Annotated in this window: 10 protein-coding genes; all 10 read right to left on the reverse strand. The window is 51.9% G+C overall.

Features of this window, described 5'->3' with window-relative positions:
* Positions 1-43: 43 nt before the first annotated feature.
* The gene (pflA, locus tag HPS57_RS06695) at positions 44-775 is read right to left on the reverse strand and encodes a pyruvate formate-lyase-activating protein (RefSeq protein ID WP_172181447.1); all 732 of its coding nucleotides are present in this window, start codon (positions 773-775) and stop codon (positions 44-46) included.
* 166 nt (positions 776-941) lie between these two features.
* The gene (pflB, locus tag HPS57_RS06700; RefSeq protein ID WP_172181449.1) at positions 942-3,170 is read right to left on the reverse strand and encodes a formate C-acetyltransferase; all 2,229 of its coding nucleotides are present in this window, start codon (positions 3,168-3,170) and stop codon (positions 942-944) included.
* A 623-nt stretch (positions 3,171-3,793) separates the two neighbouring features.
* Positions 3,794-4,690 (reverse strand): DUF5106 domain-containing protein, encoded by an 897-nt coding sequence (locus tag HPS57_RS06705; protein WP_172181451.1) that lies wholly within the window; start codon positions 4,688-4,690, stop codon positions 3,794-3,796.
* 2 nt (positions 4,691-4,692) lie between these two features.
* Positions 4,693-8,100 carry a DUF4906 domain-containing protein gene (locus tag HPS57_RS06710; RefSeq protein ID WP_172181453.1) on the reverse strand — a complete coding sequence of 1,136 codons (3,408 nt, stop codon included), beginning with the start codon at positions 8,098-8,100 and terminating at the stop codon, positions 4,693-4,695.
* A 246-nt stretch (positions 8,101-8,346) separates the two neighbouring features.
* Positions 8,347-10,131 carry a hypothetical protein gene (locus tag HPS57_RS06715; protein WP_172181455.1) on the reverse strand — a complete coding sequence of 595 codons (1,785 nt, stop codon included), beginning with the start codon at positions 10,129-10,131 and terminating at the stop codon, positions 8,347-8,349.
* Positions 10,132-10,188: 57 nt separating this feature from the next.
* Positions 10,189-11,274: a FimB/Mfa2 family fimbrial subunit gene (locus tag HPS57_RS06720; RefSeq protein ID WP_172181457.1), complete on the reverse strand. Its 1,086-nt coding sequence runs from the start codon at positions 11,272-11,274 to the stop codon at positions 10,189-10,191.
* 120 nt (positions 11,275-11,394) lie between these two features.
* Positions 11,395-11,643 carry a hypothetical protein gene (locus HPS57_RS06725; RefSeq protein ID WP_172181459.1) on the reverse strand — a complete coding sequence of 83 codons (249 nt, stop codon included), beginning with the start codon at positions 11,641-11,643 and terminating at the stop codon, positions 11,395-11,397.
* Positions 11,644-11,708: 65 nt separating this feature from the next.
* Positions 11,709-13,379, reverse strand: coding sequence for an Mfa1 family fimbria major subunit (locus HPS57_RS06730; protein WP_172181461.1), 1,671 nt, complete (start codon positions 13,377-13,379; stop codon positions 11,709-11,711).
* A 50-nt stretch (positions 13,380-13,429) separates the two neighbouring features.
* Positions 13,430-14,827 (reverse strand): DUF3868 domain-containing protein, encoded by a 1,398-nt coding sequence (locus HPS57_RS06735; protein WP_253946490.1) that lies wholly within the window; start codon positions 14,825-14,827, stop codon positions 13,430-13,432.
* 41 nt (positions 14,828-14,868) lie between these two features.
* Positions 14,869-15,420, reverse strand: coding sequence for a DUF3575 domain-containing protein (locus tag HPS57_RS06740; RefSeq protein ID WP_253946499.1), 552 nt, complete (start codon positions 15,418-15,420; stop codon positions 14,869-14,871).
* Positions 15,421-15,931: the final 511 nt, after the last annotated feature.

A 15,931-nucleotide genomic window follows, 5' to 3' on the forward strand; every position in this document is an offset into this window, starting at 1 on the left:
ACAGAACTGTCAGAATTGTCAGTAATGACACCACTGTCGCTTATCAATTGACATACACCGTCTCGAAATACTCGCAGAACAGTGCTTTGGCTGCGTCAAGCTGCTCCGGAGTGTTCTCCTTGACACCTTTGAGCATATACTCCTGCCCCATCGCCTCATACTTATGCACGCCGAGGGTGTGGTAAGGCAGGATCTCCACCCTCTGAATCATGCGGTAGTCCCTAAAATGCTCGCCCAACGCGCGGATGTCATCCTCAAAGGCACTGTAGCCGGGGACAAGGACATAGCGCAGCCAGAACGGGCGGTCGTGCTGTTCAAGCCATTCCGCCAGGCGCAGGGTGCGCTCGTTGCTGTGCCCCGTAAGGTGGCGGTGGCGCTGAGGATTGAACTCCTTGATGTCAAGGAGCACAAGGTCGGCAAGTCCCAAAAGTTCCTCCACATCGTCGTTCCACACACTGCCGTTGGTGTCCACGCAGATGTGTATGCCCTGCTCCTTCAGGCGGCGGAACAAGGGGATAAGGGCTTTCGCCTGCAAGGTAGGTTCGCCGCCGCTGAATGTCACACCGCCTTTCTTGCCGAAAAAGGCTTTCTGGCTCATGGCTTTGCGCACAATCTCGTCCGCGGATGTCTCCACACTCTCTCCACAAGCGTCTATCGTATCGGGATTGGCGCAATAAAGGCAGCGGAAGTTACAGCCCTGAAGGAAGACCACAAGGCGCAGACCGGGACCGTCAAAAGTGCCCATGGATTCGTAGGAATGTACTTTTATTGGCATGGTTTCTTGGGGAAAAGGTTTGGACAGTAGTGTCAGTAATGACAATAATGACAGTACTGATGCAGTGACAATAGTGACATTATTGACCCCAACTGTCAATAATGACAATTCTGACAGTTGTGACAATCACATCAATACTGTCACTACTGTCAGAACTGCCTAACAATTACATCTTCTCATGGAAAGAGCGGCTGATGACCTCCAGCTGATGCTCACGGCTGAGCTTCGTGAAGTTCACGGCATAGCCGGACACGCGGATTGTCAGCTGCGGATACTTCTCAGGGTGCTCCATGGCATCCTCGAGCATCTCGCGGTTAAGGACATTCACGTTCAGGTGGTGCGCACCCTTTGTGAAATAGCCGTCCATCATCGTCACAAGGTTGTCGATACGTGTCTCCATGTCCACACCCAAAGACTTCGGCACTATGGAGAACGTGTTGCTTATGCCGTCCTGTGAGTCACGGTAGCGCAGTTTCGCCACAGAACTCAGCGATGCGATTGCACCGCTCTTGTCACGGCCGTGCATAGGATTGGCACCCGGAGCGAAAGCCACACCCTTCGCTCTGCCGTCAGGAGTAGCACCGGTCTTCTTGCCATACATCACGTTGGAGGTGATTGTCAGCAATGAAAGTGTAGGGCGCGCGTTCTTGTAGACAGGATGCTTCTTCAATTCCTCGCTGAAGAAATAGACAAGGTCGACACCGAGGTGGTCCACACGGTCGTCGTCATTGCCGAAGCATGGGAAGTCCTTCTCTATCTCGAAGCCCTCGGTAAGTCCGAGTTCGTTGCGCTTGGCATGCACCTTACCGTACTTGATTGCCGACAGAGAGTCGATAGCGATAGACAGACCTGCCACACCGTAAGCAAGATTTATGCGCGGATCGGTGTCGACAAACGCCATCTGAGCCTTCTCGTAGTAGTACTTGTCGTGCATGTAGTGGATGATGTTCATAGCGTCGTTATAGACACGTGCTATCTGCATCAACACCTTTTTATAATTAGACCACACCTCCTCGAAGTTCAGCAAGTCGCCCGTAAGCACAGGGATGTCCTTGACCATAACAGTGCCTGTGTTCTCGCTGCGTCCGCCGTTGATGGCCAGAAGGAGAGCCTTGGCAAGGTTGCAGCGCGCTCCGAAGAACTGAATCTGCTTGCCGATAGCCTGATAGGAGACACAGCAGGCGATGCCGTAGTCGTCGCAATGGCGCACCTCACGCATCAGAGTGTCGTTCTCGTACTGTATGGACGATGTGTCGATGGACACCTGTGCGCAGAAATTCTTGAATCCTTCCGGAAGCTCAGGGCTCCACAGCACTGTCATGTTAGGCTCCGGTGAAGGGCCGAGGTTGTAGAGAGTCTGGAGGAAACGGAACGATGTCTTCGTCACCTTTGTGCGTCCGTCGTTGAAGCGTCCGCCTATAGACTCAGTCACCCATGTAGGGTCGCCGGCGAAGATGTCGTTGTACGACTGCATGCGCAGGTGGCGCACCATGCGCAGCTTGATGATAAACTGGTCGACAAGTTCCTGTGCGAAAGTCTCGTCGATGAGTCCGTGGTCGAGGTCATACTGGATATAGATGTCAAGGAACGAGGAGACATTACCCAAGGACATCGCTGCTCCGTCCTGCTCTTTGACTGCGGCAAGGTAAGCCATGTAGACCCACTGCACCGCCTCCTGTGCCGTAGTGGCAGGGCGGCTGAGGTCGAGACCGTAGTATTCGCCCATGACCTTTATCTCGCCAAGTGCCTTTATCTGCTCGCGCACCTCCTCGCGCAGGCGGATTTTCGCATCGGTCATAGGGCTTGTTATGTTGCGCAAGTCCTCCTGCTTCGCCTCGATAAGGCGGTCAACGCCGTAGAGGGCGAGGCGGCGGTAGTCGCCGATGATTCGTCCGCGCGCATAATTGTCCGGCAGACCGGTAAGGAATCCGAGTGAGCGGAAGGAGCGAATCTCGTCCGTGTAGGCGTCAAACACACCGTCGTTGTGTGTCTTGCGGTAGTGGTAGAAGATGTCCTTCACCTTCTCGTCCACCTCCACACCGTTCTCCTTGCATGCCTTCTCCACCACCTTGATGCCGCCGAACGGCTTGATGGCGCGGCGCAGCAGCTCGTCGGTCTGCAAGCCCACGATGAGTTCGTTCTCACGGTCGATGTATCCGGCCTTATGGGAGGTTATCGTGGAGACGGTGACATTGTCCAGCGAGCGCACACCATTGTTTTCACGCTCCTCCTCCAATGCCTTGAGACACTCGTTCCACACTTTCTTTGTCCTCTCCGTAGGACCCTCCAAGAATGAGGCATCGCCCTCGTAAGGGGTGATGTTTGTAAACACGAAGTCGGAAACATTGATTTCCTTGTTCCATAGTCCATCCTTGAATCTGTTGTTCATTTCCATACTAAAACCTGTTGGCTCAATTATATTATTAAAAGAAAAAAATCCACAATAGAAAACCATGACGCATCATCCTGCCACCGGCAATCGGTCTGACTTCCTGCCGCCGCTGCAATGCGTGATGCGTGCAACACCGTTACAAAGTTCGGAAAAATTCTTAACATTTGCAAATATTTGGCAGAAAATAATATGGTACAGATGACAATTATTATTATTGCGCCTGTTTTTTAACACTGATCCGTGTTAAAAACGTGTTCCGTAAACAGTTCCGGCAGCCTTCACTCCCAAAAGCCCATGTTTTCCGGCATGGAAGCCAAGCCATTGAAGGGCAAAACAAAAGGCTACCTTTCACCCGGCAAAAGGTAACACTTGGCTTGGTGAAAGGTTACCTTCTGCATGGTCAGTCGTTACCTTTCGTTACAACAACAATATTTTTCCGCTAATCAGGTAATTATCAGACTTTTCTGTTGCTCTGAGAAATAAAAATAGTATTGCTCTAAGAAATAAAAGAAACAAAAGAATCTGCTCCATTTTCACTATATTTGTGAGGTATCTTGGCAGATTTATAAAATTCTTTTGTTTCTTTTATTTCTTAGAGCAATTTTCTCTTCGAGCAACACCACCGCTTAGGGCGACACGGCTTTCAGGAGCTCCTCCACGGAAGTGTCCTTGAGGACTACCGTCCTGTCGGCATCGAGGAGGTAGAGGGAGGGCATGGAGGGCAGGAAATAGAGGTCGTCGGACAGGATGCCGCCCAAGTCCCGAGCCACCGTCCACCATGAGGGGAGAGTGTCCTTTGTCCGCTGCCACACGGCAGTGTCGCCCTCCGTGTAGACAGCGAGGACGGTCAGTTTGCCCGACTCGGCAAGGCGGCGTAAAAGAGAAGACTCCGAAAGGGTCTTTATCGCCACAATGCAGTCGTCACAGTGGGGGTCATAGAAGAGCAGCACCGTCGGGCGTGCAGGAGCCGCCATGAGCGACGAGCGGCTGCCGTCGCGCAGCACCATAGGGAAGTCCGCAGCCACAGTGCCGGGGAAATTCTTCCTTATCGCCTCGAAGAGAAAGGCGGCACGAGAGCGGAGAGCCACAGGAGCTGCCGGGGAGCAGCGTACACGGTCAAGGAACATCGTGTAGTGGAGTTCGCTGAACATCGGCGACTCCTTCTCGTACAGATACTTCGCCGCAAGGTCGGCAACCACCGTGAACGCCTTGCCGTCTGCCTCCGCACGCTCCATGAGCAGTGCCACGGAGCGGCGCACATCCGCAGTGTCGGCATGAGGGAAGAGTGAGAAGAAGTTCACAAGGTTCTGCTCCATGAACCGTTCGTCATGGCTGCGCAGCGTGTCGCGGAAGTCCATGGCATCCCAGAAATGCTCCATGACGTATGCCGCGCGCTTCCTCGGCGTGCGCAGGGAGTCCGGCACGGAGGGCAGCGGCAGCTCCGACTGTGCCTGTGTGGGAACTGCCATAAACAGCATGAGCAACACCGCCAGAAGCGATGTTGCCCTTTCTCTATAAGTCATTTTCATCTCCTTCTTGTCTTGCTTTTGCGCTTTACAGGAGCAGAATCTGTTCCCACGAAACGCACCATGCATGCATCCTCGCCTTTGCCAAGGTCATTCTTGGTTATCATGTTCGCATCGAACGAGAAATAGTTCAAGTCCATTCCCGCAGCATAGTACTTGTCGCCTCTGCCTACTTCACTCGGACTAATGGTAGCTTCATCATAAACTTTTCTTGTCGCGTCAAGGCATTTTGGTACGATTGTCTTGGCGTAGTAGATTCCGCCGGGACGGTAATAGAGGGCGGCAAACAGCGGAGCTGTCTTGTTGAAAAGATTGCCTCTGTTATTGTAGCCCGAGCAGCAGTAGCGAAGGATGCCTCTGCCTTCGGTACCTTCTTTTGTACCTCCGCCATGCTTGCGGTGTCCGTAGCCGGAGCGTCCGATAGGGAAGAAAATGTTCCTTCCTGTGAAAGTGTTGTCGGATTCGTCCGAATCATAGTAGTACACGAACACACCGCGCATGCCCTTCTTTGCTCTGTCAGGGTCACGGCGATAATATCCATAAGCCATGTCCACATCCTCCTGCGTCTCCGTTGCCCCGTCGGCATAGAGCACACCGTAACCAAACTGGACATTCTCAGTTGTGTACAACTGCTCATAGTGGCGCATTGTCGCCATATTGTCCCATGACGGGTCAACAAAACCGACAGAATTCTGTTTGATGTTCGCCCATATCGTACGAGCACCCCATGCCCTATCTATACTGCCGTCAGGGCGCGTTATCACATACCTGCCCATATTTGTCGTTGCGTGTGATTCCCATGGGTTGACAGGATTCTTGTAGTAATATCCTATACCGTCATAAGGACCATCATCATTACCACCGTGTCCATCACCATTATCATCGTAGTAACAGTTGTTTATCGCATCGATAGGCTGAGTGCTGCCTCCGAACTTGAACAATGAGCCTTCGTCACGAGGGTCTTCAGCGTCAAGGTCGGCGGAGACACGGTTGAATGTCCTCCACAGCACAGGCTCAGCGTTACTATTGCCATATTCATTTGCTGTCGGCGAAAGAGCCTGTGGAGCATAGCCCTGCCTTACGAAGATGAGGTGGGTGCAGGTGTAGCTGTTGTAAGTTATACGCACAACGGCATTGCGCACCTTGTTGTCATTGTTAATCCTGTTGAACTTTATGGTGAAGTCAATCGGAGTGTTCGTAGAGCCGTGCACCTGCTGCTTGCCGTCAAGAGTGATGAAGTTCTTTTCACCGACAATCTCTGCCATCCACGGACCATCAGAATTGAAGCTCTCGAACATCGGCACACCCTCACCAGGAAGCGTGAGCAGGCGGACATGGAAAGGCTCAAAGTTGCCGGACTTGCGGTAGACTCCCTTAGGATTGACGATTCGGTGCACCTGCTGCACATTGATGATCTTTTCTTTGGCAGGCTGCGGGTCGTCTGCAGAGCCTATCTTACGCACGTAGGGCGTCACCTTGATGTCTGCCGTGCGTGTATATCCGACATAAGGGTTGTTGCCGGAATATCCGGTCTCCTTTATCAGCACCTTCGGACGTGTGAACAGCGGAAGATTGACGGAGACACTCTGTCCTCTTTTCAGGTAAGAATAGATCTCCACCTCCTTTCTGTCCGGAGTAGGGTCAGCAGTGCCGTCGACATAAAGGGTTCGCTTGGAGAAATCAAGACCTCCCTGCTGTCCGTAGAAATACTCGTTGTTAAGTGTCCTTGACCGTTCTACCACGGCATTACTTTGGTTGTCATATCCAGGCCATCCCTCTGCACCGCACATTTCAGGGGTCACCACCACATTCTTGTCGTAGCGCAATGAGAGGAATCCGTTGCCCGGCTCCTTGTTCAGAGGTTCGTTGAAAGCGCCTTTATTGTCATCATTGATGTCGAGTCCCGAACCCACGTCTGGTTCCCATGGGTTCTTCACAATCTCTGCCGTGAAATAGACCACCTCCATGCCTTCGGCGGGAGTGTATTTGAACGGTATGGTGGACTGGTGGTTATAGAGATAGGAGACATACCACGGCTGCGGCACATCCCATGAGTCAGGCTCTTCCTTGTAGTCCACGTGCCATGAGTAGTCGTTGGCGTTGCCATTGAACTTGAGTGTCACTTTGTAGTGGTGGTTGCGCTCTGCGTCGCAGTTCTTGTCAGCATCCTTTCCGAGCATGAAGCGGTACTTTATCTCACCGTTGCTGATGTTGCCGCTTGCCTCGGAGACATAGAATGCCCTTACCTCGATGTATGTGCCGCAGGGCACTTCGTCCTTTATGGTGGTGCTGTTGGCGATGCCGCCGTTTGAGAGGTCGGTGACAGGGCCTTTGCCGTGAGGGGCGTTGCCCTGCATGTTCTCGTAGAAGAAGAGCGACTCGGAGCTGTTGGTGTGCAGGGCGGCACGCTCTCCGCTTGCGTCCATGATGTATGGAGTGCCTTTTGAGATTATGGGCCATGTGTTGTATTCCGCGCCTTCTCCGAAGACTATTGCCTGGCTGTCGTCGCGGATGAGTCCCTCTTCCTTGGTGACGGCATTGTTGAAGGAACGGAATTGCCCTTCCCCTACCTGCTTCTTTCCAAAGCCTGCGGTGCAGTCGAGCGGTATGTCATGGACTTTCACGTCGCGGATGTATATCTTCACGTTCTCGCGCAGCCCTGTGCCGTCAAAGTCCACAGTGACTTTCGATGCGGCGCGGCGCAGCCATGTCCGCAAGGTCATGCCGCTGCGGCTGACATGGACGGGAGTGAAGTCGTCTGTCGATGATGGTGCGGAGGAGCTTTCATCGGACTTGTCGGCAAAGTAGCCCATCATCATGCGGTTGTTGTAGATGTTTTCGCTGTCCCATTGGCGCTTCATGTCGCGCAATGCGTCCAATGTGGCATAGTTGTCGGCAGGCATAGCCTTCAGTGCGTCGGTGGTGCTTGTGATTACTGCACCGTTGTCGCTGTACTGTCCCATGTTTGCCACGGCTACGAGGTAGTAGGTGCCATAGCTGACTTTCAGGGACTTCTTCACGCATTTTGTGGAAGACTCCGTGGTCTCTCCTGTCGTGGCGTCATCTCCCGTACGGTCTTCGTCCTTGATGTCGTTGGCTGTGAACTCCAGTGCCACAGGGTAGTCGGGCAGCAGGTTTCCCTCACTGTCGTAGGCAAGGAGGGCGATGTCGGACAAGTCGCTCATGATGTCTCCGGCATGCCGTCCTTTCGCTCCCGCACCGCCGACCTTTGCCGAGGAGAAAGGTTCGAATGATGCTTCTATCTCCACAATGGTCTCGCCATGTGGCGTTGTCGTGTCATCTGTGAACAAGTCGTCACTGCATGACCATGCCAGCGTGGCAAGCAGAAGGATTGCCATGCGGAGTGTTGCTGACTTTATCGTTCTTATGTTTCTGTGTAACGACATTCTGTTGTTTGTATTATTGTTAATTATGTTTGGTGTTCTGTCAGGACAGTTTGTTGCTCCAAGGACAATTGAGGATGTTGCTCTAAGAACATAAAGAAGGAAAAGAAACTTTTCGCCGGACATCTGAGCTCTATGGGCGAAGAGGGTTCTTTGCTTTCTTTGGATTCTTCGAGAGATTATCCGGTTAAAGCGAGTATCGCTTAGAGGAACACATGCCTCTGACAACACACATTCTTGCCGTGCTCACTACTCCACCATGCGCTCCGTGCGCTCCCCTGTATTCTTGTCAATTTCCACGATATTGCCTGTAGGCTCACCGGTTTTGTCATACTCCTGAAAGCGATACTTCGTGTCAGTCTCCTCCAAAGTGATGTAGAAAATGCCGGTCTCGCTGTCCCATGACTCCACGATGTAGCGTTCTTTGGTGTCAGGATTCTTGAATATCATCACACCATCGCGGTCATAGACGATGGAGGTGTGGTTTGCGTTGTGCTGCAGGCGCACCTCGCCATCGATGTCTCTGTGCTCCGGATATTCGGATGTTCCGACAAAGCGGATTACTTGCCTGGTGCTGCAGTCCTGGTCATTAGGGTCCGGAGCCTTGAAATTGGAGAGGACGCGGCAGCCAGCCCAGTTCTTCAACCACAATTCGGAATTCTCCATCGTTCCGTCAGATGTGAAATGGATGGCGTAGTAGTCGCCTATCTCGTCATGGCATACCAACTCTTCACCATTAGCCGTCCGAGGCAATTCCTTGTTGTTTATGCGCATGTAATCAATCAATTCCTGCGGCAACGTCAGGTTTCCTTGCTCGTCCTTCTCCATATAGACCTTAAGGTCGCCCATGTCGTCACGCGGCAGCCCCAAAGGAGCGTCCATGCTGCAGGAGGCATAAGGCTGCACATCGAGTTCTACTGTCACCGTGGCTCTCTCACGCTCAAGGGAGTACTTGTACCAGTTGTTGCGCTTGACGTCAAACGGCTCATCCTTCTCCATGCCGGGCAGGCTGCCATAGTTCTTGAACTCAATGTCATAAGTCCTGCCGTCCTCATAGGTCACGCGGATCAGTGACGGCGTGACGCCCATACCTGTATTGTCATATTCAGGGCAGTATATGACAAAGGAGGGGGTCTTGGAGTCTGTCTTGACAAATCCTGCAGAACCGCCATTGACCTCAGCGTCCTTAGGGATGGAGATGTCGCCATAGTCCTCAAACCATGAGCCGAAGACATAATCGCCCTGGTCATAGACACCGTAAGGTGCCATTGCCGCCCTGTCGGTGTAGCGCACAAGCTCCACTGTCTTTATCTTATGCGTATCTTCCGCTGTCTCAGCCTTGTCCCTTACCTCCACCTTTGCAAAGGCGCGCAACAGATGGATGATTCCCAACTCGTTGTAGCTGCCTTCGGTAATGGTGAAATCGCTGTACTCTGCTATGCCGAACATCGGGATGCGGTTCCCGGCTGTCAGCGTTCCGCCAAACGGCGTATAGTTGAACACTGCCGCCTCGTCCTTAACAATGTCGTCCACGGTGCGCCCCACAGCATTCGCAGGGTAGTTGCGCCAGTTGGCAAGCATCATCACCTTTATCTTGTTGCCGATAAAATAATTCTCAACCTCTTCCTGTGTCAGGGTCATGTTCAGGCGGTAGTGCTTCGTGGTTTCGGAATCGCCTATGGGAATGACCATTGTGTTGTCAAACTCGCACACGACCTTATTGTCTGCATCGACGAGATAGACCCTGAAATCGCGCCCGGCAAACTCTATGTAGTTCTCAAATCCTTCTCCCGGACTGTACTCGCCGTCGGCAGGGGTGGCGGAGAACAAGGATGCCTTGGCTCTTGCCGGTGCCGAAGAGCCGTCCATGCTCAGTGTCAGACTGATGCCTGCCTTTCCTGCCATGTCAGGCATTCCGCCTGCCATGGTGCCCTCATCCGACACGCAGGAAGCTGCCAGCACTGCAAGTGCCGGCAACATCATGGCATACAGGAATGTATATGCCTTGCAACATCTATGTCGGATAAGGTTCATTAATTATGAATATCTGTCTGTAAATATTTTTTCTAACAATCTCCTGTCATGGGAGAATCATTTTGCGCCAAGCTCCACATCGTCAAGCACAATCCTCCATGAATGGATAAGGATGGAGGTGCTAATCCATTTCTTGTTTGCGTCAAGGAAGAATGTCATGGAATATTCATCCTCACGGTCAAGGAACTCCTGTGCAGTCATCGGATGGTGGTAAGCCTGTTCATAGTATTCCTTTGAGAGCAGGGCGTAATCGATTACCGGCACGCGTGCCACTGTCTCCCCATCCTTGTTTGTTATGGTGAGCACCATGCGCTTGTTGTGGTCAGCCATCAGCCTGCCTACGGAAAAATCGGCAATGACTCCGTTGACATAGACAATGGAGCGGCTGCCTGCTTCCTCGGCATCATCCTTGCCCACTCCTGCCGTGCCTGTGGTGACAGCCCATGGAGTGTAGGTCACGTTCACGTCATCGGCAAGACTGTTGTCGCTTGCCATGAAACTGTTGCTGTCCTCTATCTTGAAACTGAACTCGTCGGCTTCGAGGTCGTCGCCTGAGAGTTGCTGGAGTATGATGCGTATGTGGTTGGTGTTCTTCACCAACGGCATGGTGTAGGAGTAGTGTCCGCCGTCCATGTTCTCAGGGAGCTCCACCTCGATGAGTCCGTGATAAAGGAAATCAAGGTAGCGTCCGCTGCTCACGCCGTCCTCCGCCTTGTCGGCGTCAAGGCGGCAGGTGATGTCCTCCAGGCGTGTGGTGCCGACAACGGCTTCAGGGACTTGGAACGACTCGCGTTCCTTGCCGTTCTCCAGTCCGCACCATGCGAGGAGAGTGTATTTGCCTGCCCGGAGTGGCAGGTCCATAGAGTAGTCAGGCGATGCCAGACGGCTGCCTGCCTCGGAGTTCTTCCACACCAGCACCCCGTTCTCGTCGAAGGCATACAGGTTGACGGACTTCACCTCGTTGCTGAAGGCGTCAGCCCACTTGAGGTTCATGTCGTAGCGGAACTTCAAGTCGTAGGTCACAGAGCAGTCGCCCTCCTCATCGTAGACGAAGCTGTCGCATGATGAGAACAGGAGCAGTGTCATGATGAGTGACATGGCTGCCGGAAGCGAAAGGTGTTTGAAATGCTTCAGAGTGTTCATTTCCGTATATCTGTTTTTACCGGTTATGGGATTATTATGTCAATATTGTCAGTTGTGTCAGTTGTGTCAGTACTGTCAGTATTGTCGGTACTGTCGATTGTGTCAGTATTGTCAATAATGTCAATACTGACATATATGGTTATCGGGAGGATGTCCGCCGCCCGGAGTGTTGTCGTCTTTATGGATATGTCCGGGAAACAAGGATTCCCGATGCCTGCGCCACTCTTTGCACCGGCGCAGAGGTGCTTTCTCTTTGTTGTTTGTCAAGCAACCATGGATGAAAGTCCTGACAGCTGCTTTTAGGAAAGGAAGATGCAGAGCGTGAGTACAATCCCTGTACCGCAGTCCGCACCTTCCTCGTCGTTTCACTTATCGTTTTTTATGGAAAAGCGGATAAATGTTCTTTAATTATGCCACTTATTAAAATTATTTTATTACCAATTCAGGTCAACATCCTGATCGACAACGCGCCATGAGAGGATGTTGATATCAGCAGCGATGTATGTCTCCTCGTTCTTAGGCTTCTCAGGAACGATAACCTCATTAGGGTTGTAGACAGGAGTTCCGAGACCTGCAAGAGTCTTGATGTTCGCGTTATAGACATGGTTGCGGACAACACCGAACTTGTCGCCGAAGTGCTTAAGGTCGAAATAGTAGTATGTGAAGCCTGTCTTCCATACCTTTGCGCCGCCAAGGTTTTTCAGAGCTTCGTTTGCCTCTGCCGGTGTCATTGCCTGAGCACTTGCACCTGAACCGTTGTAGATTTCTGTGACACCTTCTGCAAGCTGCACGTATGTCTTGTAACGCTCTTCAGCAGGAGCAACACCGCCATTAATCTCTGTGGCTGTCTTCAGCACAAGGTCATTCTCCTCGAGACGTACATACTTCACACCATCAGTAATATTCACCTTCTTGTAGATGTTTGTCTGGGTCATCATGGCTTTCTTCAAGTCCTTGACATTGTACTTGATACCACCCCACTCTGCAAGTTCGATTTTATGACCGTCCTTGTCACAAAGCTGTGCTGCGATGATCACCTGTGTGTTCTTTTCAGCACCCTCTGCATTCTCATGAACATAAGTGAAGGTGTTGGCATTGGTTGCATCAGCCGTGCTGTAGAAACTCTTGGCAGTAGCACCGGTGCCGGCAGCATTGAAACTGAAATTATCGTAACCTACACCTGTTGGGTTGATAGCCCAGTAAGAACGGAAATGTGAAGGATTGTTCCATAGCTCGGCACCGAGGAGATTGTCAGGCCATGAAGGGTTGATAGCCTTCATCAGATAAGACATGTCAGCAGTTGTTGTTGTGTTCCAACCGAGGAACTTGACGAAGATTTCTGTATTTGTGATGTTGCCGTTAGCATCTTCTTCAACAAGGATGTTTTTCTTGTCTGCGGAAGCTGTGGAATAAACACCTTCAACATCGCCTGCCTTTGTAAGATTGTTCTGCACGCGCACCTTGGCAGCCTGACGCTCAACATGGATTGTCACAGGAGTGCCAATTGCTTCGGCTGCTGTTCCGAAAAGTTTGCCTTTTACGCTGACAGCCTCCATCTTTTCTCCTTCGTCGGTATAGATGGAATTGGACATAACGAAATTGCCTTCTGAATCCTTGAACTCACCGCAAACTTTATCATTGAGATCAGTGATTGAAGCTACGTTGCCGAGGTCGCTTGTAGGGTTGACCACAGCGATGATTGATGCCGGGAGCTTGTCGCCCTTAGGTGACTCGATGACAAGAGTGGCATTGATTTTCTTCTCTATGTTGTCCGGTGTTCCGGCAGAAGTCTGACCCGGAGTATAGTCAAGATAGGTACCGCCTGTCAGCCCTTTGACTTTTGCAGCGTTTCCCTCCTCGTCAAAGAAGTAGAAGCGCACTGTCCCAACATTGTTCTCCATGGCAAGACCGTCCTCGTAGCCGTTTGCCTTAGCGATACCCTTTGCTCCCGCACCTCCTGTGGAAGGTGTGTTCATTATGTTCACAGAGAGGTAGCTCACGCCGGCAGTCTGCTCATTGCCATTAGACTCCATGGCAACATCCTCGTTTGAGCAGCTTGCGAAGGCAGCCATAAACAATGGCGCCAAGAATAAAGATTTGTTCATTTTCACAATTGTTTTTTAGTAATTATTATAAATCTAATGTTTTCTTCGTTTTACTTGTTTCCTAACCTTTCCTCCAGTTCGTCAAGGGTCTTGGCAGCCTGTTCGAGTCCTGCCTGCTTTGCCTCGCCGAGATATTTGCGCGCTGTGGCGTAGTCCTTCTTGCGGACGGCGATGGCACCTCGTGTGTAGAGAGCCTCGGGAGTGTTGCCAGCCTTAAGGAGATACTTCTCAGCCATGTTGAGGTTGCCTCGGCGGATGGCTGCGCTGGCGGCATTGAGGTTGGCGACGGGGTCGTCAGGGAACATCTTGACCGCTGTCTCAAACACCTCGGTGAACTCCTCCGTGCCCGGGGTGAGGACTCCTGCCGCGACATAGAACTCGTTCTGGTCGAGCTTCTGCGGGCTCTTCTTCATGATTGCCAGAATCTGCTGCGGGTCGTTGTAGGACTTTATGACATAGGAGACACGGTAGTCCGTATGGCGCAAGGCAGGATAGAAATGGGCAAGCATGAACTTGTAGTCCGCCGGATAGAGCCGCTTGATTTTCGCCTCCTTCCGGTCTGGGTCCATATTCGTGGCTATGAGTTCGAGTATCTCGCTGCGGTGGTCAAGGTTGGACTCTTCGACAGCCTTGCGCAGTCCCTCCCAGTCCTCCGGTTCATGGTCGGTGAGCATCGCAACGCCCTCAAACTTATAGAGTTGCAGGAGGTATTCCTTCAGTGACTTTGTACGCCCTATGGCAAGGTCAGTGTTGTGGGAGTAAGGGCTTTCAGGCGATGCATAGCCCTTCAGCCATACGGTGTCGATGCGTGCGTCGCGGTCGTTGCGTATGGTGTCGATTGTGGCGCGTATCGCCGCCAGTTCGACGGTGTTGCGGCGGTATTCAGGATAGATTTCCGTCCTGTCGACAGGGAAGTCGATGTATGCGCGTCCTTCAAGGGAGCGGCGCTTCTCGAGAGTTCCTTGCGGCTTTATATATACAAGGTCAGGGAAGAATTTTTCGCTGTATTTCCCTATTGCTCCGTACTCGTTGAGCAGCACTTTTTGGCAGCAGCCCTCGTCCACTCGGTGGAGTCGCAGTGTTGCGCCGTCCATCCATTCGCGGTAAGGGAGTAGCTCATGGTAATCGACTGCCTGCGGCTTGTCCTTTGCCATGAACGACTTCTCCGTGCTGCCAGACATCATCGCCTCGCCGTTGTTGCGCAGGTAGTAGTAGTAGCGGCGGCGGCCGTAGACAGCCACGGAGGGCAGTGCCACGGAGTCGTTGCCGTTGACAAGCCACGGCGTGAGGAGCACACATTGGTTGGATTCGACCTTAAGGCTGTCGAGCCCCATGGTCATGCCGACAGAGAGGTAACCGCCCTCGCGGTCCATCTTCAGGGAGGAGACGGAGACATTGTCCACCACGTCTTTCGCACAAACGCTGCCAAAGGACAGCATGGCTGCCATAAATAAAAAAAGAATCCTGTTGATTGCCATACCCTGAATGATTAAAAGAGATAAACAACATTGATTGCCGCTTTGGTAGGGCCCACGTAGTGGTGGGTCTGGTCGGACTTGACTTTCTTGCCGCATCCGGCGCAGCGGTATTGGTCAAAGCGGGTGTAAGAATAACCGAAACCAAACTCTCCCTCAAGGTTCCAGTGCTTGTCAAGCAGCCATGCGTAGCCGTAGCTGATGCCTCCGCCGACAAACCAGCCTTGGAAGCGTGTGTCCCTGAGCTTGCCGAAGTCTGTGCCGAGCAGCTTGAAGTCTGTGTCTATTCCTCCGATGTTGAACTGTCCGCCATGGAGGTGTGCTCCGACAAAATGGCCGGCGAAACGGTCACAGAACCAATATCTTGCGCCCGGCTGCACCGACCAGTGCTTCCACCTGCGGTCATGGCTGAGAGTCCATCCGTTAAGGCTCACGGGGATGTCGAGGGTCCATTTCGGGGCGAGTCCCACTTCCATGCCGACATTGACATCGAGGATGGCGTCGTCCAGCAGGTTGGTCTTCACAGCGACATCCTGCGCATCAGCTCTTGATGCACAAACGAACATGCTCAACAATAACAAAAGTACTTTGAGTCTGGCATTCATAATCTGAATGTTTTTTTGAATATGTTTGTTTTTTGTGTAGTTCTCTTTTCTAATAAGAATCATGACGGTTGTCCTTCTGCTCCAATCATCATTGTTCCTTACCATGAAATCATTGTTCTCTCTTAGGCTTATGCCCTTGATTTCTCTTTCACACAACGTTCTTTTCAACGTGCGGCTTTGGCACTCAGAAATGCGGTCGCAAAACAGTCGGAATCGCACTTCTTAACGAAGTGTAATTTTTTCGAGGCGCAAAATTAGTGTTAATCCTACACATGACAAAACCAAAAGTGTTAAATTTACCCCCCCGAAAATTTCTTGACACAAATCACCCGCAAAAGTCGGAAAATCTCGTCATAACGACGGAAAACCGCTTTTTGCGGTGTTTGTTTTGGAATGCTCCGCCAACCTGCCTTATCCAGTAAACCGTATGCCGAAACCAGAGGAAAAAAAACTCTTTCAAAGCATAAAAAAA

Source organism: Palleniella intestinalis (genome assembly GCF_013166595.1).
Classification (GTDB): domain Bacteria; phylum Bacteroidota; class Bacteroidia; order Bacteroidales; family Bacteroidaceae; genus Prevotella; species Prevotella intestinalis.